Below are 23,931 nucleotides of genomic sequence, written 5' to 3' on the forward strand. Positions count from 1 at the left end.
GCGATTGCGTCAGGCTTCGATCTGCGCGCCAATTCCTCTGGCACGAGGCCGCGAGCCACGCAACGCATTGAGGATTGGCGACGCCGTTGCTCACCTCAGCGCACTTCGTGCGCGGCAGCTTCCAGCAGATCGGGCATGCGTTTCAGAAAGGCCTCGCCGTCGGTGCGACCGAGGTTGTACGCGTGCACCATCTGCGAAGGGCTCGTGTAGTCCCAACTCGAAATCGGCACCTTGCGCGACGGTTGCACGTAGAGCCGTTGCTGCACGCCGTGTGGCACGACGAACATCTGCGGCCGTGGATAAAGGCGCGTGACCATCACCAGCACGTTGCCGGGCGCATCGGCGTCGAGCGCGCCGACCGGCACGTTGTCGACCATCCCGCCGTCGAGCACCGGCCGGCCATTGCGCCGTAAAACCGGCGTGAACGGCGGCGTACTCGACGATTGCAGGATCAGATCGGCAAGATCCTCGACGCTCGCGCAATCCTGCGCTCGCACGAATTCCGGATGAAAGCCGAGCGTCTGACCCAATGTCGGATGCAGCGTTTTGCGCACGTACTTTTCGATGTTGTACGCGATCAGGCCTGCGGCAACTGCACTGCGCGCGCCAAGCCAGCGCGGCAGGTGCGACACGCCGATGCGGATTTCAGGCGCGTCGGCGAGCGTGGAAAATTTGTCGCGGTAGATATCGAGCAACGCCTGCCGGTAGATCCGGTAATGCGGAAACACCGATTCGCCACGCAGCAGATTGCCCCAGTAGGCATTGCGGGTGTTGTGGCGCAGCGCGTCTTCGTAATAGCGCATGACCCAGTCGGAATCGCGCGTGTAGAGCATGCACGCGGTGGCGGCGCCGGCCGAAATGCCAGCGATGACGCGCGGACGGATATCCAGCTCCGGCTGCACCACGTCCCAGAATCCCGCCTGCCACCAGCAGCGATTGCCGCCGCCAGCGAATACGACCTGATCGAACATCTTGGCTTTTTCCTCTAATACAGCTTGCTGGCCCGTTTCAGGTGTCAGTCGAGCAGCGCGTAGGTGGTGGTAGCGTGGACGGCCATGTTGCCGGCTTCGTCGAATAACTCGACTTCGCCGAACACGAGATTGCGGCCCATGCGCAGCACGCGCGCGGTGATCAGCACGTCGCCGTTGCGGACCGCGCGCATGAAACTGATGTTGAGCGAGACGGTGCTCATCGGCTTGAAGCCGCCGAGCGCGGCCGAAATCGCGACGATCATTGCCGTGTCGGCCGCCGCCATGAAGACCTGGCCGCAGATCACGCCGCCGGAATGGCGCAGTCCGCCGGAAAACGGCAGGCGCAACGTCGCACTTTCTTCGTCGACCTTGACCGGGGTCAGCGTGAGCGCGCGGACCCAGGGCGCGAGGATGCGGTCGAGCAGCTCGATAATCTCTTTGTCATCCATGGTGGTCCCCGGTCGAAAGCCGCGCGAGGCTTCGAGCGGCTGGTGTCCGCGACATGATACCGGGACGGTGAGCCGCGCGCCTTCCCGGTGCGTAACGGCCGGCAGCGCAGGTGCCGGGTCGCCGCCCTTCCAGATTTTTTAAGAAATCTGCTAAAGGGGCTTGGCAATCTCGGAAAGTTTCGGCATAATTTCGCTTCTGTTGGGGGCGTTAGCTCAGTTGGTAGAGCAGCGGACTCTTAATCCGTAGGTCGAGTGTTCGAGTCACTCACGCCCCACCAAAGCATTCAACAAAAAGCCCGGTCCTTGCGACTGGGCTTTTTGCTTTGCGGTCTGCGGTACGGGTGCCGTGCGAGCAAGCCGACTCCGCATTGCCCGACCTGCCATCGTGACCCAAGATTCGAAGCGCCGGAGCCTCGCTATGTCCAAATCAAAACTCAACCCTGCCGATCTGGCTACGCCGCTCTCCGAAGAAGAGTTCGACGAACTCGATGAGTTTCTGGTTTCCGACGTAACGTCGGAAGAGACGCTGACGATCGAGGGGCTCGACGGGTATCTGACTGCGATGGCCATCGGACCGACTACCGTACCGCCCAGTTACTGGCTGCCGGGTGTCTGGGGGCCGAGCGAGAATGACGCTCCCGCATTCGAAACAATGGATCAGGCGCAACGCATTCTTGGGCTGATCTTGCGGAACATGAACGGCATCATCATCAGCCTGGAAGATGACCCCGATGAGTTCGAACCGGTGTTCGGCTTCAGCCGCGTTGACGACAGTGAACGCGAATACATCGACGGCGAAGCGTGGGCTTTCGGCTTCATGCAGGGCCTGTCCATGGTTCGGGCGGACTGGCAAGCGCTGTTCGATAGCGAGCAGGGTCGGGAATGGTTGAATCCGCTACACCTGATGGGCTCAGAGGAGCTAACACCGGAAGAGCAGCAGTTGATCGACACGCCAGAACAGTGTGAAGCCCTCACCAAACAGATTCCCGCCAGCGTCGCCGCGATCTATCGTTTCTGGCTTCCGCACCGCCAGGCTGTGCACGAGCGAAAGCTCGCCGCCACGATGCAGCGCACCGAACCCAAGGTGGGCCGCAACGACCCGTGTCCTTGCGGCAGCGGCAAGAAATTCAAGAAATGCTGCGGCGCTGCGGCTACGCTGCACTGAGAGCAATTTCCTTCAATACACCCCACCCCGCTGCCCGATACCGTTGAGCGTCGCAAATCCTGCGCAGTCACGTATCGAGGCATCAGATGACCGTCTTACTCTCCATGGCCGCCTTTGCGCTGGCCTCGTCGATTTCTCCTGGGCCGGTCAATGTCGTCGCGCTGAGCGCCGGCGCACAGCATGGGTTCGCCGCGAGCATGCGGCACGTGACCGGTGCGACTGTCGGGTTCACGCTGCTGTTGTTGCTCATCGGTCTGGGGCTGCACGAGCTGCTCGCGCATTTCCCCAATCTGATCGACATCGTCAAATGGGCCGGCGTCGGGTTCCTGCTTTACATGGCCTACAAACTCGCCGTCGATAACGGCAAGCTCGGCGCGGACAAGCCCACCCGCGGACCATCCTTCGCCTACGGCGCGGCGATGCAATGGCTCAATCCGAAGGCGTGGCTCGCGTCGCTAGCCGGCATGGGCGCCTACGCGGCCGATGGCGATGGCCGGCTCGTCTGGCAATTCACCGTCGTGTACTTCGTGCTTTGCTATCTGTCGATTGCCAGTTGGGCGTATGCCGGCACGTTCCTGCGTCGATACTTGCAGGAGCCGAAGCGCGTGAGGTTTTTCAATCGTGTGATGGCGGTTTTGCTCGCGGCTAGCGCGTTGTATCTGCTGATAGTGTGACGCGAAACACGCGTCCGCAATTCAACTGCGATACTGCCCCGGCGTTGCGGCGACCAGCCGCTTGAAAGTCCGCTGCAAATGCGCCTGATCGGCAAAGCCCGCATCGAGCGCGACGTCCGCTATCGCACAGCCGCGCCGGAGTTGCGCGCGGCTGTACTGAATGCGTCGGTTGATCAGATACGCGTGCGGCGTCATGCCGTAACGCTGTTTGAATGCGCGGATCAAATGCGAAGCGGAAAGCTCAGCCGCCTCGCAGACATCCTCCAGCTTCAGCGCACGGGTGCAATTTTCGGCGATGAATTCCGCGGCTCGCGCGAGTTGCCCGCTCGCATCGTGATCCGGCAAGGGCGCCGGATTCAACTTCTGCTGGACTTCCGAGAAGAACGTGAGCGCAGCGCTTTCCTTGCGCATGAGCGCGCTGTCGTCGTCGACGAGAATCGCGTAGAGACGGTTCAAACCGCCGAACAACGCCGGGTCGGTCGTCATGGTCTGCGAGAAAGCGCTAAACGCGTGGTTGTCGCTGAAACCCAGGTCGTGTTGCAGACCTGTGAGCCAATCAACGTCAACATGCAGCATCCGATACGACCAGCGCTCGTCGGCAACCGGGTTGCACGCGTGCACGTCGTCCGGATTCATCATCACGACCGCACCGGCGCCGATCCATTCACTCGCGTGACGATTCACGTACACGCTACGCCCGCCGGTGACGGCGCCGATCGAGAACGTCTCGTGCGAGTGTTTGGCATAGCAGACCTCACGGCCGTCTTCGATGGAACGCGCCTCGATGAACGGCAACGCGTCATCGCGCCAGAATTTCGGCGCCGCAGCCATCACCGCTGAATCATCCCGGTCATTCGTCCCGCTCATCGTGTGCTCCTCGGTCAGGCGCTTTATTCCATCGCAACTTCGTCGCCTGTGCACGTCGGCGCGAACCACATCGTAACGGTCCAAACCGCCACGGACCAGCGTCGAAAGCATCGCACCCGCAGGAACCCCCGACATTTCACGCTTGCCAATCTCAAAACACATAGTTATATTATGACTAGATCAACAAAGACTAGCCTGCAGCCACTTTAACTATGGTCCGCCACTCTCCGCTCGCCCTCGCTGTCCTCGCCATGCTGACTGAAACCCCGATGCATCCGTACCGGATGCAGCAACTTATCAAGGCACGCGGCAAAGACGAGGTCATCAACGTCGGTCAGCGCAATAGCCTGTATCAAACCATCGACCGCCTGGTGCGCGGCGACCTGATCGCCATCCGCGAGACGGAGCGCGACGGCGCGTTCCCCGAACGCACGGTCTATGAAATCACCGAAGCCGGCCGCGACACCGGCCGCCTGTGGCTGCGCGAACAGCTTGCGCAGCGCACCCGCGATTTCCCGGCCTTTCCGGCCGCGCTCTCGCTCCTGCCGCTGCTCTCGCCCGAAGACGTGTGCCGTCAGCTCGATACCCGCATCGGCGCGCTCGAGCGGGAATTGGCCCGGCTCGATGAAGCCACCGCACAAGCCACCCAGATGGAAGTGCCGCGGCTGTTCCTGCTCGAAGGCGAACTGGTGCGCGCGCAACTCGTTGTCGAGCTGGAGTGGGTTCGCAGCGTGGTGACCGATCTGAAAGCTGGCACGCTGACCTGGAGCCAGGAATGGATCGAAGAAATCGCTCAACGTTTCACGCTGCCAGCCGGCGAATACAAGTACCGGCTTGCCCAACCTGCCGCAAAGAAGGAGGCGAAGTCATGAGTCGTGAGCCCATGGAGGTGATCGTGATCGGTGCCGGTACGGGCGGCCTCTGTCTGGCGCACGGGTTGAAGCGCGCCGGCATCAACGTAAATGTCTACGAACGCGACCGCACACGTGCGGACGGTTTGCAGGGCTATCGCGTCGGCATCAATCCGCACGGGCTCGCGTCGCTGGCAGCGTGTCTTCCGCCCGAGCTCTATGCGACCTTTCTCGCGACCTGCGCGCGTACACCCGGCCGCTTCAACATCCTGACCGAGCGCATGACCGAATTGCTCACCGTGCCGCTTGAAGACGAATCGATGAGCGGCGGCAAATCGGTCAGCCGGATGACGCTCAGGCAAGTCCTGCTGACAGGTCTCGAAGCGCAAGTGCACTTCGACAAGACATTCACGTCGTACGAGCAGAACGACGACGGCAGCGTCACCGCGCATTTCGCGGACGGCACGCACGTGAGCGCCGATCTGCTGATCGGTGCGGACGGCGCGCGTTCGAAGGTGCGCCGCCAACTCCTGCCGCACGCGAAGCTTGAAAACACCGGCATCGTCAGCATCGGCGCGAAGGTGCCGATGGACGAAACATCACGCGCGCTGCTGCCGCCCAAGGTGCTCGACGGCATTACGCTGATCAACGCGCCGAAGGGCTATGGCGGCATCATCCATGTGATGGAATTTCCGTGGCGCGCGGACGGCGGCGGAATGAAGGAAGGCATCGGCAGCAACGACGCCGAGTTGCTCTCGGGCTGGCCCGGATTGCTCTACGACAACACGCGCGACTATCTGATGTGGGGTGTCTGGGGCGCACTGCACAACTTGCCGGCCGATCCCAAATCGCTCGGACCGGCCGCGTTACTCGCGCTCGCGACGCAGATCACCGATGGCTGGCATCCTAATCTGCGCGCCCTGATTCGCGCATCGGATCCTTCCACCACCTTCAGCGTCGACGTGCGCACGTCGGTTCCTGTCGATGCATGGCCGACCACCAACGTCACGGTCCTGGGTGACGCTGTGCATCTGATGACGCCGGGACGCGGCGTCGGTGCGAACACCGCGTTGCGCGATGCCGCACTACTCGCTGCGCGTCTAGCCGACGCACAACAGGGCAAGCTGTCGGGCTACGACGCCGTCGCGGGTTACGAGGAGGAGATGCGCCGCTACGGTTTTCATGCGGTCGCGGAATCGCGCAAGCAGTTCGACGCGCGCGGCGCGCTGCATCGGCCGGTGGTCGGAAGAATGGCGTTGAGCGCCATGCGCACGAGCTTGCGCGTAGTGAACAACGTGCCAATGCTCAAGCGCCGCATGATCGACGCCGAAAACGAATTTCGCGGCGCCGATCGTCACGCGGCACCCGCCGCGCACGGTCAACAATACGGCCAACAAGTTACTTCGGCGTGATGTCGATATTGCCGAGATACTTCGCCGCCAGCGTCTTCACGGTGCCATCGGCCTGAACCTTCGCGATCGCTGCGTTCAACTGATCACGTAACGCGGTGTCGCCCTTGCGAATCCCGTAGGCGATGCCGCTGCCGAGAATCTTGTCATCGCGCACCGGCTGCCCGACGAACGCGTAGTCCTTGCCGGTTGGCTTCGACAGAAATCCCGTCTGGCCGGCCGGCGCGAGAACGACCGTCGCATCGAGTCGGCCCGCCAGCAGATCCGTATAGACCTGGTTCTGATCCTGATACGGCACGACGGTGACACCCGCCGGTTCCCAATGCGCCTTCGCGAAGGTTTCCTGAATCGACGCCTGCAACACGCCGACACGTTTGCCCTTCAACGATTCCGGCGTCGGCAGCAAACCGCTGTCGCGCTTCGCGATCAGTTGTGTCGGCACGCGATACACGACCGTCGTGAAATCGATCGCCTGACGGCGTTGCTCGGTGGCGTTCATCGCTGAGTTGATCGCGTCGAACTTGCGGCCTTGCAGCGCGGGAATCAAGCCGTCGAACGAGGTTTCGACCCATTTGCATGTCATGTGCGCAGCGACGCACACGGCATTGCCGACGTCGATGTCCAGACCTTGCAACTCACCGTTCGGCCCTTTCGATTCGAACGGCGGATACTGCGCCTCGAGTCCGAAACGCAGCGTCGAGGTATCGGCGGCGATCGCGGCTGACGATGCAGCAATCGACGCGAATGCGCAGGCCAGCGCCAATAGAGGCTTGAGCAATTTCATAACGGGTCCCTTTTCCTTCGATATTGTTGTAACGCAGCATGGTGCGCGCTGATGCGTACGACGTGACCGCGCGACGATCATACTGCTGTCAAAAATGCTGCCGGTTCATGCGGCCGTTGATCTCATTGCGTTCTTCTGCGATCCGATCAGGTCTTCATGCGCTCGCCGTGACAGCCTCGCACAAGCGGTGAATCAGATTTCACACAAACGTCGTGCGCCTTCGATCAAGGTCGCGTCGTCCTTCGAGAAGCTCAGGCGGATCAAGCCGGAATCCGTGCCGTCGGTATAAAACGCCGACAGCGGAATCGTCGCGACACGTGCATCGCGAATCAGGCGCAGCACGAAGTCGCTATCGCTTTCCTCGGAGAAACCGCGGAAACGCGCGAGCATGAAGAAGCTGCCTTCGCTCGGCAGCAACTCGAAGCGCGACTCGCGCAGCGCATGGGCGAGCAGATCGCGCTTCTTCTGATAGAACGCGGACAGGCCTAGATAGCTCTCGCGATTGGCCAGCGCATCGACAAACGCGTACTGCATCGGTGTATCGGCAGAAAACACCATGAACTGATGGACTTTGCGGATCTCGTCCATGAGCGCGGCGGGGGCAAGGCAATAGCCGACGCGCCAACCGGTCACGTGATACGACTTGCCGAACGACGACACGATCACGCTACGTTCAGCGAGTTCAGAATCGCAGGCCATGCTTTGATGTTTAGCGCCGTCGAACACCACGTGTTCGTAGACTTCGTCGGCAAGAATCACGATGTCGGTGTTACGCGTCACGGCCTTCAGACGCGCAATGTCCGCCTCGCTAAACACGGTCGCGGTCGGGTTGTGCGGCGTGTTGATGATGATCATGCGCGTCTTCGGCGTGATCGCGGCGGCGACCTCGTCCCAGTCCACGCGGAAATCGGTGAGCGACAGTTTGATCGCGATCGGCGTTGCGCCTTGCAGGCGAACGATCGGGCCGTAACTATCGAATGACGGCTCGAAGTAAATCACTTCATCGCCCGGATGCACCAAGGCGCTGATCGTCGAATACAGGCCTTCGCTGGCGCTGGCGATCACCGTGGCTTCGCTCGACGGGTCGTAACGCACGCCGTACAGCGTCTCGACCTTGTCGGCGAGTGCTTCGCGCAGGGCGCCGATGCCGGCCATTGGCGCGTACTGGTTATGACCGGCGCGCATGGCTTGCGCGACACCGTCGATCAGCTTCGCGTCGGGCGCGAAATTCGGCGCACCTTGCGACAGGTTCAGCGCATCGTGTTGCGCGGCCAGTTGGCCGATCACGGTAAAAATCGTCGTGCCTACATCAGGCAGTTTCGAGCGGGCTTGCATGGCGCTCTGCATAAGGCTTTCTCCCTTTCTCCATCCGGCAGCGGATTCGCGGACTGCCCACAGCGCGGCGGTCCCATCCGGTTCGATGATTAGGCATCAGCCAAAGAACGGTCACAATCGAAACTTTGTCATGCGCGGCATGCGTTTACGTCATGGCTCGCGCAATGCCGTGCTGGGGCAGGCTAAGGCAATGAAATCGGGGGGTTAGCGGGGGAAATGCGGCCGCGCGGGGAGCGCCGAAAACCGCAGAGGTATGACGTAATGTGATGCGGGGCGGTGATGCGAAGTTGCGATTTGTTGCTATTTGCTACGACGGCGCGCAGTAGTGCTGCAGAACAACCCGGCTGCGACCGGGCGGTCGCAGCCGTCTAAAGCAAACTAATCGACGATCAGGCGTCGTCCATCATGCGGACTTTGACCTTCTTGCCCTTCACCTTGCCCCCGCTGAGCTTGCGCAGTGCCTCGCGCGCGACGCTGCGCTCCACGGCCACATAAGTCGACATTTCGGTCACATTAATCTTGCCGATCTGCGAACCAGCGAAACCTGCTTCACCGGTCAGCGCGCCGAGCACATCGCCCGGACGGATCTTTTCCTTGCGGCCGCCGAGAATCTGCAGCGTTTCCATCGGCGGCAGCAGCCGCTCGTTGCTCGCCGGCTTGAGATCGGCCAGCTTGTGCCACTCGACCTCACGCTTTTGCGCCTGTTCGAGACTGCCCACACGGCCCATCTCGTTCATGCTGGCGAGACTCAGCGCCCAGCCTTCCTGATCGGCACGACCCGTGCGGCCGATGCGGTGCACGTGCACTTCCGGGTCCGGCGTCACGTCGACGTTGATCACCGCTTCTAGCTCTGCGATGTCGAGACCGCGCGAGGCAACGTCGGTGGCAACCAGCACCGAGCAACTGCGGTTTGCGAACTGGATCAGCACCTGATCGCGTTCACGCTGATCGAGTTCGCCGTGCAGCGCGAGCGCATGAAAACCTTGCGCGCGCAGCACGTCGAGCAGATCACGGCACTGCTGCTTGGTATTGCAGAACGCCAGCGTGCTCACCGGACGATAGTGGTTCAGCAGCAGACCGACGGCATGCAGACGCTGGTCTTCGGTCACTTCATAGAAGCGCTGACGAATCTTGGTGTTGTCGTGCCGCTCGGCGAGCTTCACTTCCTTCGGATTACGCAGGAATTGCTGGCTGAGTTTGACGATGCCTTCGGGGTACGTCGCGGAAAACAGCAGCGTTTGCCGCTCTTTCGGGCATTGCTTCACGACGGTCGCGATATCGTCGAAGAAACCCATGTCGAGCATGCGGTCGGCTTCGTCGAGCACCAGCGTGTTGAGCGACTGCAACGGCAGGCTGCCGCGCTCGAGGTGATCCATGATCCGGCCCGGCGTACCGACGACGATGTGCGCACCGTGTTCGAGGCTGGCCGTTTGCGGACGCATCGGCGTGCCGCCGCACAGCGTCAGCACCTTGATGTTTTCTTCGGCGCGCGCAAGACGGCGGATTTCCTGCGTGACCTGGTCGGCGAGTTCGCGCGTCGGGCACAGCACCATCGCCTGCACGGCGAAGTTGCGCACGTCGAGGCGGTTGAGCAGCGCCAGCGAAAACGCTGCGGTCTTGCCGCTGCCGGTTTTCGCCTGGGCGATCAGATCGTTGCCGGCCAGCGCGATCGGCAGGCTCGCGGCCTGAATCGGCGTCATCTCGACATAGCCGAGCTGCGTCAGATTGGCGAGCGTGGCGGGCGGTAGCGGTAGCTGGCTAAACGGCGCGCCGGCTTGAGTGGGAGTGTTCATAGGGTGAGGGCTCGCTATCGACGGAAGAGGCTGAGGGCCAGGGACTATTCGGCCATGGGGCCGGTGGCGGGACGGCCTTCGATCTGCTCGTACAGCACCGAGCCATCTTCCCCGTCGAAACGTTCGACGTAATTACGCGCGCCGCACATCGGGCAACGGAACAGGAGTCCCTGCCCTTCATTCTTGATGACGACGTCCGACATTTCCCACTGCTCGCCGCAGGGCTGGTTTCTACAGGTAAACACGTTGATTCTCCAACTGGATTCGATTGTTTATTGGGTGGGCCGGATAAATGGCCCAGCCGGGAATGCTGTCACTGCCATGGCCGGCGGCGCCGGCAGCATGGGCAGAGCGCTTCAACCCAGATGCGTATGCCGCGCGCGCGTTGCGCTCACGTCCATTTCGGTGAGGCCCTGGACGATGCCGCAGTCTTCAACGGCCTGCTCGCCGTGGCATTGCTCGCGCAACGTGGTCAGTTGCGCTTTCAGTTGCTTCAATTCGTCGATACGCGTGTCGACGTGCGCAATGTGCTCGTCGATCAGGGTATTGATGCCGCCGCAGCCATCTGCCGGTGCGTCTGTTAGACGCAGCAACGCACGGATTTCGTCGTGGGTCATGTCGAGCGCGCGGCAGTTGCGGATGAAGCGCAGCCGCTCGACGTGTCGGGCCGAATAGCTGCGGTAATTGGCTTCGGTGCGCTCCGCTTCGGGCAACAGGCCCTCTTTTTCGTAGAAACGGATGGTTTCGGTCGTGCAATGGGCGATTTTCGCCAGTTCGCCAATTTTCATGGTCCCTCCGGAATACGGCCTTGACCTTGTAGTGGCTTCAAGGTGTTTACTAGACCACAAATCGAACCAGGAAGCCACCCATGCCTCACGCCAACCTTGCCGAAGCCGACCGTCCGGAACGGGCCAAAGCCTGTGCCCATGGGCATGAAGGGCATGTCCATGGCCATCCGGATGAAAACGCGGAGGGTCACGGTCATAGCGAAAGCTGCGGTCACGGCCACGAAGCGGGTGCTCGTGAAGATGCCCACGAGCACGGTGAAAGCTGCGGTCATGACCATCAAGCGCATGGCACTGACCACGCGCACGAACACGCTGACGGGCACGGTCACGCCCACAGCCACGCCGAGGCAGCCTGCTGCGGAACGGCGCACGCTGCAGCCGCGCCGGTCAAGCTCCCGCAATCGGAAGCCGTCGGCAGCGACCTGCGCACCGCAATTCGCATCATGCAGATGGACTGTCCGACCGAAGAAGCGCTGATCCGCAAGAAATTCAGCCGCATGCCGTCCGTGCGCAGCATGGACTTCAACTTGATGCAGCGCGTGCTAACCGTCGTCCACGCGCCGGACGCCCTCGAAACGATCCTCGCCGCGATCCGCTCGCTCGACTTCACGCCTGAACTGGCAGACGCGAACCCGGACGCGACCGCAGCCGCCTCTCCCGCGCCGTCGAAGCCGTGGTGGCCGCTGGCGCTCGCAGGCATTGCTGCGGTGGGCTCAGAGGCCGCCAGTTGGCTTGGCGCCCCCGTCTGGCTGGCAGCGGGTCTGGCGCTCCTCGCGATCGCCTCCTGCGGCCTCACGACGTACAAGAAGGGCTGGCTCGCGATCCGCAACGGCAACCTCAACATCAACGCGCTGATGAGCATTGCCGTAACCGGCGCGCTGATCCTGCAGCAGTGGCCGGAAGCGGCGATGGTGATGGTGCTCTTCACGATTGCCGAACTGATCGAAGCGAAGTCGCTCGACCGCGCCCGCAATGCTATCCAAGGCTTGATGCAGCTCACGCCCGAACAGGCGAGCGTGCAGCAAGCGGACGGCGGCTGGCGCCTCATGGACCTCAAGGTGATCGCGCTCGGCGCCGTGGTACGCGTGAAGCCAGGTGAGCGGATCGCGCTCGATGGCGAAATCGTCGCGGGCCGCTCGAGCGTCGATCAGGCGCCGATCACCGGCGAAAGCCTGCCCGTCGACAAGACCATGGGCGACGCGGTCTTCGCCGGCACGATCAACCAAGCCGGCTCGTTCGACTATCGCGTCACAGCCGGGGCCAGCCACACGACGCTCGCGCGCATCATCCACGCGGTCGAGGAAGCACAAGGCACCAAAGCGCCGACGCAGCGTTTCGTCGATCAGTTCGCGCGCGTCTACACGCCGATCGTGTTCGCCGCCGCACTCACCGTGGCGGTGCTGCCTCCGCTGCTGTTCGGCGGACAGTGGCACGAATGGGTCTACAAGGCGCTCGTGATGCTGGTGATCGCCTGTCCATGCGCGCTGGTGATCTCGACGCCGGTGACGATCGTCAGCGGCCTCGCTGCTGCCGCCCGCAAAGGCATCCTGATCAAAGGCGGCGCCTACCTCGAACAGGGCCGCAAGCTGAGCCGGCTCGCGCTCGACAAAACCGGCACGATCACGCACGGCAAGCCGGTGCAAACCGAGTTCGAGATGCTGGCCGACGTCGACGTCGTTCGTTGCAGGACGCTCGCGGCGAGCCTTGCGGGCCGCTCGGATCATCCGGTGTCGATGGCGATCGCGGCGGCGGCGAAAAACGACGGCATCGTTAGCGCCAGCACCACGGTCGATGCGTTCGAGGCACTGGCGGGTCGCGGCGTGCGCGGCGACATCGACGGCTTGCCGTATTGGCTCGGCAATCATCGGCTGGTCGAAGAACTCGGACGCTGCTCGGCATCGCTCGAAGCGCGGCTGGATACGCTCGAGGGACAAGGCAAAACCGTCGTGATGCTGGTGGATGCCGAACGCGTGCTCGCACTGTTCGCCGTCGCCGATACGGTGAAGGACACGAGCCGCGCCGCCATCGCCGAGTTGCAGCGCCTTGGCGTGCGGGCCGCCATGCTCACCGGCGACAACCCGCACACGGCCGCCGCGATCGCGCAGCAAGTCGGTATCGACGAAGCACGCGGCAATCAGTTGCCCGAAGACAAGCTGAACGCAGTGACGCAGTGGTCGCAGGAAGGCGCGACGGTGGGCATGGTCGGTGACGGCATCAACGACGCCCCCGCCCTGGCGCGCGCCGACATCGGCTTTGCGATGGGCGCGATGGGCACCGACACCGCGATCGAAACCGCCGACGTCGCCCTGATGGACGACGATCTGCGCAAAATTCCGCAGTTCATCCGCCTGTCGAAGGCGACGCATTCGGTGCTGGTGCAGAACATCACGCTGGCGCTGGGCATCAAGAGCGTCTTCCTCGTGCTGACGATGATGGGTCTGGGCACGATGTGGATGGCCGTATTCGCCGATGTGGGCGCAAGCCTGCTAGTGGTGGCGAATGGCTTGCGGCTGTTGCGCAGTTAAGTGTGCGGCAGCAGGCCCGATTCAATTGCTGGAAATGGGAGGTTGACATGGGATTCTGGGAAAAGATGTTGGGCGGGCATCGCGGCGGCGGTCACCACGGCGGTGGACATCGGAGTGGCGGACATGGCGACTGGGGGCGCGGAGACGGCTACGGCTCGCGGGACGATGGTAGTGGCGGCAGGCCGCCGCCCGCATCGACCTTGACGACCGGCATAACCTGTCCAGGTTGCCAAGCCGTCAACGCCACAAGCGCCCGCTTCTGTCAGCAATGCGGCGCGTCACTGGCGCCGGCCGCATGCAAAGGGTGCCAAGCCTTGCTGCCAGCCGGCGCACGTTTTTGCCAGCAATGCGGCGCGGCGGCGCAGCGCTAATGAGCGAACGAACGGCGACCCGTTACCTGATGAGCGCCAAGGGCGGCCTTTAACGTATCGGAAGGCCGCATGCCGAACAGCTTCCGGTAGTCGGTCGCAAACTGGCTCAAATGCCAGAAACCCCACGCCGCGGCGACATCCTGAACTGAACGCGATTCACGCGACGCGTTGCAAAGATCGCGCCGCGCGCCATTCAGACGGATCGTGCGCAGATACGTGGCGGGCGCCATACCCAGCACGTCCTGAAAGCAGTATTGCAGCGTGCGTCGGCTCACATGCAAGCGCTCGCACAACTCCGGCACGTTGATCGCGCGCTCGCGATTGGCCAGAACATACTCGCGCGCTTCCGACACGATCGACTGACGCCGCCCACGCGTGGGCATTTCAATCTGCCCATTGGCCGGTAACGCACCGACGTCGAACAACGACGCCAGCACCGACGCCTGCAAATTGTTGCGTGCGAACGAGGACAGCGGCGCGCCGTTCGCCGCCCCGTCGTCGAGAAGCTGGCGCAGCGATCCGCACAAGCGCTCCTTGCGAGCCGTACCGATCGACACGACTTCCGTGTTCGGCAGATGGTCGGCCAGACCGACCCGCTCCACTTCGGCCGCATAGCGGCGCAGCACTTCACCCTTCACCACCACACCGAAAATCTCGTAGCCCGCCGAAGTCAGTAATTCGAATTCGATCCCGCCCGGACGAAATGCGAGCGCATCGCCCGCGATCACCTGTGTGTCGATACGACCGGAACCCTCCGGGCAAGTCGGAATGCCGAACCAATAAGCGTCCTCCTGCACCTCGCAGGTCTGTCGCAGCGTGTGGCTGGTGGTTTCGACGAACACCTGCATGTGGTCGAGGCACAACTCCGTCAAACCGCCGACGAAGCGGCCCGCGGTCAGTTGGTCGTAGGTCTGGCTCCAGCCGTGGAGGTTGCGCGCCTGCTCGTCGGCGTCGTAGGCGACACAGGTCTGCACGCAAAAGCTCGGCTGCTGCGCGTGCGTCGGTGCTGTCAGGCTGTCGCTTCGGGGTTCAATCGTCATACCGGATCTACGAAATCGAAGTATTGAGGAGATCTGGAAGGCAATTCTCATGCCGAACGGATTCTCCGCTTACCTTGCTTTGATCGCGACAGCACATGCTCACGCCCTGTTCAATTCATGAACAGGGCTGCGCACACTGATCAGAAACGAGACGTTCATCGATTGACAAGGTGAACAGCTCTGCGCCCCATGCCTGCTGGCGTGCCTGCTGCGCGTGCACAGCTCACCAGCGCGGTGCATTGGCACAATTCTGGCTCTAGTCTGTCGCGGCCAGCGAAATATCGCGCCGAATATAGCCCATTCAAACATGTGAGGAGCACAAAGATGAATCACGCAGAGATGCAGTTTCTGACTACCGAATTTCCGTACAAAAAGCAGTATGGGAATTTTATCGGTGGCGAATGGGTGAAGCCGGTAGGCGGTGAGTACTTCGACAACGTGTCGCCGATCACCGGTGAGCCGTTCACGTCGATCCCGCGTTCACGCGAAGCCGATATCGAACTCGCCCTCGACGCCGCGCATCGTGCGAAGGCAGCATGGGGCAAGACGTCGACCACCGATCGCGCGAACATCCTGAACCGTATCGCCGACCGGATGGAAGCGAATCTGCAGCGCATTGCCGTGGCTGAAACGATCGACAACGGCAAGCCGCTACGCGAAACCATGGCTGCGGATATCCCGCTAGCCATCGATCATTTCCGCTATTTCGCCGGCGCCGTGCGCGCGCAGGAAGGCTCGCTCTCCCAGATCGACGACGACACCGTCGCGTATCACTTCCATGAGCCGCTCGGCGTGGTCGGCCAGATCATTCCGTGGAACTTCCCGATCCTGATGGCCGTGTGGAAGCTCGCGCCTGCGTTGGCCGCCGGCAATTGCGTCGTGCTGAAGCCGGCCGAGCAAACGCCTGCATCGATTCTCGTGCTGCTCGAACTGATCCACGATCTGCTGCCGCCGGGCGTGCTGAACGTGGTGAACGGGTTCGGCCTCGAAGCCGGCAAGCCGCTCGCGTCGAGCAAGCGCATCGCGAAGATCGCCTTCACGGGCGAGACGACGACCGGCCGCCTGATCATGCAGTACGCAAGCCAGAACATCATTCCGGTGACGCTCGAACTCGGCGGCAAGAGTCCGAACATTTTCTTCGCCGACGTGATGAACGAGGACGACAGCTACTTCGACAAGGCGCTCGAAGGCTTCACGATGTTCGCGCTGAATCAGGGCGAAGTGTGCACGTGTCCGTCGCGTGTGCTGATCGACGAAAAGATTTACGACCGCTTCATGGAGCGCGCGTTGAAGCGTGTGGCGGCGATCACGCAAGGCCATCCGCTCGACACGAAGACGATGATCGGCGCACAAGCCTCGCAGGAGCAGCTTGAAAAAATCCTCTCGTATGTCGATCTCGGCAAGCAGGAAGGTGCGGAATGTCTCATCGGCGGTGAGCGCAATACGCTCGGCGGCGAACTGAGCAAGGGCTACTATGTGAAGCCGACCGTGTTCCGCGGCCACAACAAGATGCGCATCTTCCAGGAAGAAATCTTCGGGCCGGTCGTTTCCGTGACGACCTTCAAGAACGAAGACGAAGCGCTCGAAATCGCCAACGATACGCTCTACGGTCTGGGCGCCGGTGTATGGACACGCGACGGTACGCGCGCCTATCGCTTCGGCCGCCAAATCCAGGCGGGCCGCGTGTGGACCAACTGCTATCACGCGTATCCGGCTCATGCTGCGTTCGGTGGCTACAAGCAATCGGGCATCGGCCGTGAAAATCACAAGATGATGCTCGATCACTATCAGCAGACCAAGAACCTGCTCGTCAGCTATAGCGATAAGCCGCTCGGTTTCTTCTGAGTGTAACGACCCTGTACGAGCGAGCCGCATTACGCGGCTCGCTCTTTTTCAACGAGGGCATGTGATGGCTGATGAGAAGGAAGTAGCCCGTGTGATCGCGACGCCTGCTGCGGTCGATTTGATCGACAAGCTATGCGCCGAACACGGGGCCGTGTTGTTTCACCAATCCGGTGGTTGCTGCGACGGCAGCGCGCCGATGATGTTCCCTCAGAGTGAGTTCATGGTCGGCTCGTCCGATGTGAAACTCGGCACGATTGCCGGCGTGCCGTTTTATATGAGCGAATCGCAGTTCGAATACTGGCAGCACACGCAACTGATCATCGATGTGGTGCCGGGGAATGGCGGGATGTTTTCTTTGGAGCGGCCGAGCGGGTTACGGTTTTTGACACGCTCGCGGCTCTTCGAGGATGAAGAGAACGCGTGGTTGGAGACGCATCCGGTGGAACGGGCGGATGCTTAGCGTCTCTATGTCGTGTCTAGTTTGAGTCGTCGCCGACTGCCGGTGTTGTCGGCGTACTCGCTAGCAGCGTGTCGCTATCATCTTTCAAACCAACGCCCGTTAGACCCAAGCGCTTTGCGTGCGTCAGTAGGTAGTGCAACTTGTGCGCGGCTGATTCGTAGTTAAGACCTTCGGGACGCACGTTGGAAATGCAGTTGCGTTGCGCATCGCTGCAGCCCACTTTCGGCGCGTAAGTCAAATAGATGCCGAGACTATCGGGCGAACTCAAACCTGGTCGTTCGCCGATCAGCATCACAACCAGTTTGGCATCGAGCAGTTCTCCGATTTCGTCACCGAGCGCGACGCGGGCCTGACGTGCGACTACTACCGGGCCGATCTTCCAATCCGTGAGTTTCGTGCAAACGGCTTGCAGCAGCGGAATCGATTGCTTCGATGCAGCGAATGCGGAGAGACCATCTGCGATGACGAAGACCACTTCGGGTGAATCCACCTTGAGTTGTCCAAGCGCTGCGCGGCTCTCATCGCTCAAGCGCCTGCCGAGATCCGGACGCCGCAAATAATGCGCGCGATCGGGCGCGGCACTATGCACATCCAGTGTGCTGAAACTTTGCGCGCGCAACTGTTCGTGCAGCACGTCCGTATCGAGCGGATGATGCACCGCGTCGCGCGCCTGCGCATGCGACAGGTTGAACGCCAGCAACGGTGCAGTCGGCAAACTGTTGCCCGCGCGGCCCAACGCGATGCGTGCGTTGGTGAACTGCCGCAATGCGTTCCATGGATTCTTTTCGAGGAAGTCGCTCATGCGATGCCCATCCAGTCATTCGCGCCTGCCAGCAGAGGTTGCTGTGACGATGCACTCAGCAAAGCGCCGCGAGAGTCAGTGATCTGCATGGACTCCAGCCATTCTTCGAATTCCGGTGCGCGGCGCAGACCAAGTACGTCGCGCACGTAAAGGGCATCGTGGAAGGACGTGCTTTGATAGTTGAGCATCACGTCGTCCGCACCCGGAATGCCCATGATGAAATTGATACCCGCCACGCCGAGTAGCGTGAGCAGGTTATCCATATCGTCCTGATCGGCTTCGGCGTGATTCGTGTAGCAGATGTCGCAACCCATCGGCACGCCGAGCAGCTTGCCGCAGAAGTGGTCTTCAAGGCCCGCGCGCGTGATCTGCTTGCCGTCGTACAGATACTCCGGTCCGATGAAGCCAACCACCGTGTTCACCAGAAACGGATTGAACTTGCGCGCGACTGCATAGGCGCGCACTTCGCATGTCTGCTGATCGACACCGAAATGGGCATCGGCCGACAAAGCGCTGCCCTGCCCGGTTTCGAAATACATCAGGTTATTGCCGACAGTGCCGCGATTCAGCGACAACCCCGCTTCATACGCTTCCTGCAACAGCGCAAGCGAAATACCGAAACCCGCGTTCGCTTTCTCAGTCCCGGCAATCGACTGAAACACGAGATCGACCGGCGCGCCTTTTTCGATCGCAGCGATGGTGTTAGTGACGTGGGTCAGCACGCACGATTGCGTGGGTACCTGATAGCGTTGGCGGAAGTCGTCGATCATCAGCAACAGCTTGGTGATCGCGGCAAGATTGTCGCTGGCCGGATTGATGCCGATCATCGCGTCGCCGCAGCCGTACATCAGGCCATCGAGCATCGATGCGGCGATACCTTTGACATCGTCGGTCGGATGATTCGGTTGCAGACGCACCGACATGTGACCGGGCAAGCCGATCGTATTGCGAAAGCGCGTAATCACCGGACGCTTGCGCGCCGCCGCGATCAGATCCTGATTGCGCATCAGCTTCGAAACGGCCGCAACCATCTCCGACGTGAGGCCGGCGGTGATACGCGTGAGCGCGTCCGCATCGGTCGTGCTGCTCAACAGCCAGTTGCGGAAATCGCCGACCGTCAGATGCGAGATCTCAGCGAACGCCTGCGGCGAGTGATCGTCGATCACCAGACGCGTGACCTCGTCGCTTTCGTACGGGATCAACGCTTCGTTGAGAAACGTGCGCAGCGGCACCTGCGCGAGCGCCATCTTGGCCGCGACACGCTCTTCTTCGCTCGCCGCCGCGACGCCCGCGAGCTGGTCGCCGGAACGCAGCGGACTGGCTTTCGCCATCAAGGTTTTCAGGTCGGCAAAGCGATACGTGCGGCTGCCGATTGTCTCGGTGTGACTCATCTTTACGACTCCATCGCCGCTGCTTGCGCAGCGGCTCGATCCGTCACTCTTCGAGCAAAGCGTCCGACGGCGCTGCTTCGCGTTGATGGCGTGTCAACAGGAAGTAGACGTAGCCGAGCGCGAGGAAGATCGCGAACACGATGGCCACCAGGAAATTGAAGTAGACCATCGTAGCCAGACAAATCACCGCCGCCACCAACGCGAACGCCGGAAAGAACGGAAATAGCGGCGCGCGGAACGGGCGTTCCATGTTCGGCTCCGAGCGACGCAGCTTGAACAGCGACAACATGCTGATGATATACATCACGATAGCGCCAAATACGGACATCGTCACGATGTTCGCCGTCAGCGTCTGGCCGCCGAACTGGATCAGCTCGTCGCTATAGATCGCGGCGATGCCGACCACACCACCCGCGATGATCGCGCGATGCGGCGTCTTGAAGCGCGGATGCACCTTGGAGAGCCACTCCGGCAGATAACCGGCGCGAGCCAGCGCGAAAATCTGCCGCGAGTAGCCAAGGATGATGCCGTGAAACGACGCGACGAGCCCGAACAGACCGAGCCACACCAGCATATGCATCCAGCCGCTATGTTCACCGACGATGAATTTCATGGCCTGCGGCAGCGGATCGTTGATGTTCGACAGCTTGGTCCAGTCACCGGCGGCGCCAGCGAACACCATCACGCCGATGGCGAGCACGACCAAGGTCAGAATGCCGGCGACGTAAGCAATCGGAATCGAACGCTTGGGATTCTTGGCTTCTTCAGCAGCCATCGCCACACCTTCAATCGCGAGGAAAAACCAGATCGCGAAGGGAATCGCCGCGAACATGCCGTGGAACGAGCCCATGCTGAAGGTGTCTGCACCGGACCAACCACCCTTCGTGAAATTCGACCACTGGAACCCCGGCGACACGACGCCCATGAACACCAGCAATTCGAAGATCGCGAGCAGTGTCACACACAGCTCGAAGGCTGCGGCGATCTGCACACCGACGATATTCAGTGCCATGAAGACGAGATACGCGCCCATTGCCGCATGTTTCGGTTCGAGACCCGGAAACTGCACGTGCAGATAGGCGCCGATCGCGAGTGCGATCGCCGGCGGTGCGAACACGAATTCGACTAACGTTGCCGCGCCCGCCAGATAACCGCCGGTCGGGCCGAAAGCGTGGCGCGCGTAGGCGAACGGGCCGCCCGCATGCGGAATCGACGTGGTGAGCTCGGTGAAACTGAAAATGAAGGTGGTGTACATCGCGGCAATAAAAACCGCCGTGATGACGAAGCCGAGCGTGCCGGCGCTTGCCCAGCCGTAGCTCCAGCCGAAATACTCGCCGGAAATGACCAGACCGACCGCGATCCCCCACAGTTGCCACGTGCCGAGCGTCTGCTTCAACTCGTGATGCGTGACTTTACCGACGTGCTGACTTTTGGACTCTGATTTCATCGGGTGCTCCTGATGTTTTCGCTTGCTCGACGCCGCAAGGCGTTGCGGTGCATGGGCGGACAGGCTTCAGCCGATGGTAGTTAGCCATTATTCGAGGTGTTATCGAAATTCGGCAAAGTTCGGGCGCGATTGTGTCAGTGGGCGCTTAATTCCGTTCACGGGTGCTTTGGCGAAGTTCGCAGGATTTGGTAAATGGGGACGTGGTACTTTGGTTTGCATCCCTTCGGCAATCTTCTCTTTGTTGGCCACTTAGTCATGAACCAATCGGACAATCGGGCGCGCTACGAAACGCGGCTGGGCCGCGTGCTGGACCATATTTACGATCATCTCGACGAACCGCCGGATATCGATCGTCTCGCGCAAATCGCCTGCATGTCGCCATATCACTGGCATCGCATCTTTCAGGCGATGTATGGCGAGACGGTGGCAACGACTGTGCGGCGTTTGCGGTTGCATCGCGCCGCGGGATATCTGGCGAATGGTTCGATGCCGATCGCTGAGATTGCCGAGCGCTCGGGCTATAGCAGTTTGCAGTCTTTCACTCGCACCTTCCGCGCGGTTTTTGGCATTCCGCCGGCGCAGTATCGCAAGCAGGGTACGCATAGCCGGTTTCGTCCGGCACTTTCAGGAGACGCTCAAATGACGATGCGTGAAGTGGTGATTCGTAACGTGGAGCCGATGGAGGTTTTGTCAGTGGATCACGTTGGGCCGTATATGCAGATCGGGAAGGCGTTCGATGGGCTGTTCGGCTGGTTGGCGAAACATAATTTGCTGGCACGGCAGATGCGCATGATCGGGATTTACTACGACGATCCTGGTGTTGTTGCGGAGAATGCGTTGCGGTCGAAGGCTGGGGTGTTGTTGCCGCATCCCGTGCAGGCTTCGGTGACGGTGAGTCCGCCGGTTTCAGTGGCGCATGTGAAGGGTGGGGAGTACGCGGTGTTGCGGCACAAGGGGCCGTATAGCGATATGCGGGCGGCTTATGAGTGGTTGTATGGGACGTGGCTTGTGCAGTCGGGGCGTGAGGCTGCGGATGCGCCGGTGTTTGAGGAGTATTTGAATAGCCCGAAGGAGACTGCGCCTGCTGAGTTGTTGACGGAGATTTGTTTGCCGTTGGTTTGAGGGGTTTGGTTCTGGTTTGGTTGTTGTGCTTGCGTTGTGCATGTTTACGCAGCGGGGTTTGGGGATGCCTCTTTGGTTTTTATAGTCTTTGTATATGTATACGTAGTAATAGTTAACAAGCACCCCACCTTGCTGTGGATAACTTGAATCTTCGTTTACGGATCAAGGGACTGCGGAATCGATAACCCTGCGGAGCGCGGGCGAACAGGACGAAGGAGCCAGGGAAAACTTTTGACTGACTTGGCGAGGTCGTTGGTTTATCAAAGTTTCGCCCACAACGTGTCAGGTGGCTTGTACAAAAGTTGTCCAGAGGGGGCTGTGGATAAGTGGGGCTGTTAGCGTAGCGCTCAATCCGCTAATTCGTACGACGTGCTGCGGCCCCCTGCTGCTGATTTTTTCAAGACCCCGAATGCGACCAGTTCGCCGATATCGCGCAATGCGGTATCAGGTGAACACTTTGCAATCGCTGCCCACTTGCTGCTGGTCAACTTGCCGTCAAAACCGTCAAGCAGACGACTCAGCAGTTTGACTTGTCGCTCGTTGAACGGCGTGCTCGCCCAGCACTGCCAGAAGCGCGCCTTAGACAGCACAACGTTCAGCGTGAGTTCGGCGTGATCGATTGCGCGATGCAATGCATCGAGGAACCATGCCAGCCACTCGGTGATATCGAGTGCACCCTTTTGCGTGTGCTCGAGAATGTCGTAGTAGTCTTTCCGCTCACGCTGGATCTGTGCCGACAAACTGTAGAAGCGCTCTGGGCTGCCGTCAGCGCGCGCCAGAAGCAGATCACCGATGGCCCGTGCAATGCGGCCGTTGCCATCGTCGAAAGGATGCAGCGTAACGAACCAGAGGTGAGCGAGCCCCGCCTTGAGCACCGGTTGGTCGGCTGTATCGGTATTCAGCCAGGCTAGAAACCGGTCCACCTCCATTTCCAGCCGTGCTGCGGGCGGCGCCTCGAAGTGGACTTTCTGACGCCCAATCGGGCCGGAAACAACTTGCATCGGCCCTTTGGAATCGTCGCGCCAGTTGGCAACGCTGATCCGGGACATACCGCTGAACCCGGTCGGAAAAAGCGCAGCGTTCCATCCAAACAGGCGCTCTTTCGACACCTCGGCCGAGCAATTCAGGGTGGCGTCGAGCACCATCTCTACGACGCCTTCAACGTGGCGGTCGACCGGCGCGAGCGCGCCAATATCGACGCCGAGCTTGCGTGCTATCGACGAGCGCACCGATGCAACATTGAGTTGTTCGCCCTCTATCTCGCTGGTTTTGACGACGTCTTCGGTAAGCGCGACAAGACTGGCCTCGCTGCGCAACGTCAGGCCCACATCGGCAAGACGCCCGAACAGTAGCCCTTGAGCTCGGGACACGTGCCACGGTTTCGCCAACCTATTGCTGTATGCCGACACTACCGAGCTTGGGTCGGCAGTCGTGCTAGCTGTTGCAACGGGAAGGTCGTGATCCCTGCCGGAGCGTACTTGCCAAGCTCGTTCCGATCCTTGTCGGTGAGGTCAGCGAATGTGACCTGGACCTCGATGTCTTCGTCAGTCGCCCCGAAGGAGCAGTCCTTCTCCGTCAGCGAACCTGGTTTGCCGTTAAAGTACCAGTCGAGCGCACGAAGCACAGTTGACTTGCCAGCACCGTTCGGCCCGATGAATGTCGTAACGGAATCGAAGGGGATCGTCACGTCTTTCAACGTGCGGAAGTTTTTTATGCGAACGGATAGGATCTTCATTGTGGGTTCGACCTTCTTATGTCTTTCGGCGACGACAGATTTCCCGACACCGACTTGGTACCCGAAAAGAGCAGTCTATCGGTGGATCATTCGCTAACGTCGAGCGC

22 protein-coding genes, 1 tRNA gene and 1 pseudogene are annotated in these 23,931 nt (G+C 61.0%); 10 read left to right on the forward strand and 14 right to left on the reverse strand.

What is annotated here, in order from left to right:
• Nucleotides 1-95 precede the first annotated feature (95 nt).
• Both P3T25_RS35700 and P3T25_RS35705 read right to left on the reverse strand, forming a co-directional pair.
• The gene (locus P3T25_RS35700) at nt 96-971 is read right to left on the reverse strand and encodes a patatin-like phospholipase family protein (RefSeq protein ID WP_429361771.1); all 876 of its coding nucleotides are present in this window, start codon (nt 969-971) and stop codon (nt 96-98) included.
• A gap of 44 nt (nt 972-1,015) precedes the next feature.
• Nucleotides 1,016-1,420, reverse strand: a complete 405-nt coding sequence (locus tag P3T25_RS35705; protein ID WP_097390878.1) for a PaaI family thioesterase — start codon at nt 1,418-1,420, stop codon at nt 1,016-1,018.
• A 202-nt stretch (nt 1,421-1,622) separates the two neighbouring features.
• Here P3T25_RS35705 and P3T25_RS35710 point away from each other — a divergent pair.
• From P3T25_RS35710 to P3T25_RS35720, 3 genes are all read left to right on the forward strand, one after another.
• Nucleotides 1,623-1,698 (forward strand) — tRNA-Lys (locus tag P3T25_RS35710).
• A gap of 140 nt (nt 1,699-1,838) precedes the next feature.
• On the forward strand, nt 1,839-2,585 hold the full coding sequence (locus P3T25_RS35715) for a UPF0149 family protein (RefSeq protein WP_429361774.1): 747 nt from the start codon (nt 1,839-1,841) through the stop codon (nt 2,583-2,585).
• An 86-nt stretch (nt 2,586-2,671) separates the two neighbouring features.
• On the forward strand, nt 2,672-3,259 hold the full coding sequence (locus P3T25_RS35720) for a LysE family translocator (RefSeq protein WP_429361776.1): 588 nt from the start codon (nt 2,672-2,674) through the stop codon (nt 3,257-3,259).
• 21 nt (nt 3,260-3,280) lie between these two features.
• Here the strand turns inward: P3T25_RS35720 and P3T25_RS35725 are convergent, their stop codons facing one another.
• Nucleotides 3,281-4,126 (reverse strand): AraC family transcriptional regulator, encoded by an 846-nt coding sequence (locus P3T25_RS35725; RefSeq protein WP_266240721.1) that lies wholly within the window; start codon nt 4,124-4,126, stop codon nt 3,281-3,283.
• A 212-nt stretch (nt 4,127-4,338) separates the two neighbouring features.
• On the opposite strand from P3T25_RS35725, the gene P3T25_RS35730 reads away from it, so the two are divergent.
• Nucleotides 4,339-4,998 (forward strand): PadR family transcriptional regulator, encoded by a 660-nt coding sequence (locus tag P3T25_RS35730; protein WP_171925237.1) that lies wholly within the window; start codon nt 4,339-4,341, stop codon nt 4,996-4,998.
• A complete protein-coding gene (locus P3T25_RS35735; protein ID WP_171925238.1) occupies nt 4,995-6,389 on the forward strand; it encodes an FAD-dependent oxidoreductase in 1,395 nt (464 codons plus the stop codon). The genes P3T25_RS35730 and P3T25_RS35735 overlap by 4 nt, the downstream gene beginning before the upstream one ends.
• On the opposite strand, the gene P3T25_RS35740 is transcribed toward P3T25_RS35735, so the two are convergent.
• From P3T25_RS35740 to cadR, 5 genes are all read right to left on the reverse strand, one after another.
• Nucleotides 6,376-7,170 (reverse strand): ABC transporter substrate-binding protein, encoded by a 795-nt coding sequence (locus tag P3T25_RS35740; RefSeq protein ID WP_429361779.1) that lies wholly within the window; start codon nt 7,168-7,170, stop codon nt 6,376-6,378. The genes P3T25_RS35735 and P3T25_RS35740 overlap by 14 nt on opposite strands.
• 192 nt (nt 7,171-7,362) lie before the next feature.
• The gene (locus tag P3T25_RS35745; protein WP_429361781.1) at nt 7,363-8,517 is read right to left on the reverse strand and encodes a pyridoxal phosphate-dependent aminotransferase; all 1,155 of its coding nucleotides are present in this window, start codon (nt 8,515-8,517) and stop codon (nt 7,363-7,365) included.
• Between the two features lie 377 nt (nt 8,518-8,894).
• Nucleotides 8,895-10,298 (reverse strand): ATP-dependent RNA helicase DbpA, encoded by a 1,404-nt coding sequence (gene dbpA / locus P3T25_RS35750; RefSeq protein WP_093634610.1) that lies wholly within the window; start codon nt 10,296-10,298, stop codon nt 8,895-8,897.
• Between the two features lie 44 nt (nt 10,299-10,342).
• Nucleotides 10,343-10,543, reverse strand: coding sequence for a hypothetical protein (locus P3T25_RS35755; RefSeq protein ID WP_028197690.1), 201 nt, complete (start codon nt 10,541-10,543; stop codon nt 10,343-10,345).
• 111 nt (nt 10,544-10,654) lie between these two features.
• The gene (gene cadR, locus P3T25_RS35760) at nt 10,655-11,086 is read right to left on the reverse strand and encodes a Cd(II)/Pb(II)-responsive transcriptional regulator (protein ID WP_054037094.1); all 432 of its coding nucleotides are present in this window, start codon (nt 11,084-11,086) and stop codon (nt 10,655-10,657) included.
• A gap of 80 nt (nt 11,087-11,166) precedes the next feature.
• Here cadR and P3T25_RS35765 point away from each other — a divergent pair, with 80 nt between their 5' ends.
• Together P3T25_RS35765 and P3T25_RS35770 are read left to right on the forward strand one after the other, a co-directional pair.
• Nucleotides 11,167-13,611 (forward strand): heavy metal translocating P-type ATPase, encoded by a 2,445-nt coding sequence (locus tag P3T25_RS35765; protein ID WP_429361784.1) that lies wholly within the window; start codon nt 11,167-11,169, stop codon nt 13,609-13,611.
• 65 nt (nt 13,612-13,676) lie between these two features.
• A complete protein-coding gene (locus P3T25_RS35770; protein WP_429361797.1) occupies nt 13,677-13,982 on the forward strand; it encodes a double zinc ribbon domain-containing protein in 306 nt (101 codons plus the stop codon).
• On the opposite strand, the gene P3T25_RS35775 is transcribed toward P3T25_RS35770, so the two are convergent.
• Nucleotides 13,979-15,022 (reverse strand): helix-turn-helix domain-containing protein, encoded by a 1,044-nt coding sequence (locus P3T25_RS35775; RefSeq protein ID WP_429361786.1) that lies wholly within the window; start codon nt 15,020-15,022, stop codon nt 13,979-13,981. The genes P3T25_RS35770 and P3T25_RS35775 overlap by 4 nt on opposite strands.
• Before the next feature lie 324 nt (nt 15,023-15,346).
• On the opposite strand from P3T25_RS35775, the gene adh reads away from it, so the two are divergent.
• Both adh and P3T25_RS35785 read left to right on the forward strand, forming a co-directional pair.
• A complete protein-coding gene (gene adh / locus P3T25_RS35780; protein WP_171925240.1) occupies nt 15,347-16,867 on the forward strand; it encodes an aldehyde dehydrogenase in 1,521 nt (506 codons plus the stop codon).
• 64 nt (nt 16,868-16,931) lie between these two features.
• On the forward strand, nt 16,932-17,327 hold the full coding sequence (locus tag P3T25_RS35785) for a DUF779 domain-containing protein (RefSeq protein WP_171925241.1): 396 nt from the start codon (nt 16,932-16,934) through the stop codon (nt 17,325-17,327).
• A gap of 16 nt (nt 17,328-17,343) precedes the next feature.
• On the opposite strand, the gene eutC is transcribed toward P3T25_RS35785, so the two are convergent.
• Genes eutC through eat form a run of 3 tightly spaced genes read right to left on the reverse strand, consistent with a single transcriptional unit; the run spans nt 17,344 to nt 20,967 of the window.
• Complete coding sequence (eutC, locus tag P3T25_RS35790; protein ID WP_429361789.1) at nt 17,344-18,129, reverse strand: ethanolamine ammonia-lyase subunit EutC; 786 nt, start codon at nt 18,127-18,129, stop codon at nt 17,344-17,346.
• Complete coding sequence (locus tag P3T25_RS35795) at nt 18,126-19,520, reverse strand: ethanolamine ammonia-lyase subunit EutB (protein ID WP_429361791.1); 1,395 nt, start codon at nt 19,518-19,520, stop codon at nt 18,126-18,128. Before P3T25_RS35795 ends, eutC begins: the two co-directional genes overlap by 4 nt.
• A 43-nt stretch (nt 19,521-19,563) precedes the next feature.
• Entirely contained in the window at nt 19,564-20,967 is a 1,404-nt protein-coding gene (gene eat, locus P3T25_RS35800) for an ethanolamine permease (protein WP_171925244.1), read from the reverse strand.
• A gap of 255 nt (nt 20,968-21,222) precedes the next feature.
• On the opposite strand from eat, the gene P3T25_RS35805 reads away from it, so the two are divergent.
• Nucleotides 21,223-22,089, forward strand: coding sequence for an AraC family transcriptional regulator (locus tag P3T25_RS35805; protein WP_429361793.1), 867 nt, complete (start codon nt 21,223-21,225; stop codon nt 22,087-22,089).
• A gap of 347 nt (nt 22,090-22,436) precedes the next feature.
• On the opposite strand, the gene P3T25_RS35810 is transcribed toward P3T25_RS35805, so the two are convergent.
• Both P3T25_RS35810 and P3T25_RS35815 read right to left on the reverse strand, forming a co-directional pair.
• A complete protein-coding gene (locus P3T25_RS35810; protein WP_429361795.1) occupies nt 22,437-23,459 on the reverse strand; it encodes a Fic family protein in 1,023 nt (340 codons plus the stop codon).
• Between the two features lie 80 nt (nt 23,460-23,539).
• Nucleotides 23,540-23,824, reverse strand: a pseudogene (locus P3T25_RS35815) (ATP-dependent nuclease); the annotation flags it as partial.
• Nucleotides 23,825-23,931: the final 107 nt, after the last annotated feature.

The organism is Paraburkholderia sp. GAS32 (genome assembly GCF_050434225.1).
Taxonomy (GTDB): domain Bacteria; phylum Pseudomonadota; class Gammaproteobacteria; order Burkholderiales; family Burkholderiaceae; genus Paraburkholderia; species Paraburkholderia madseniana.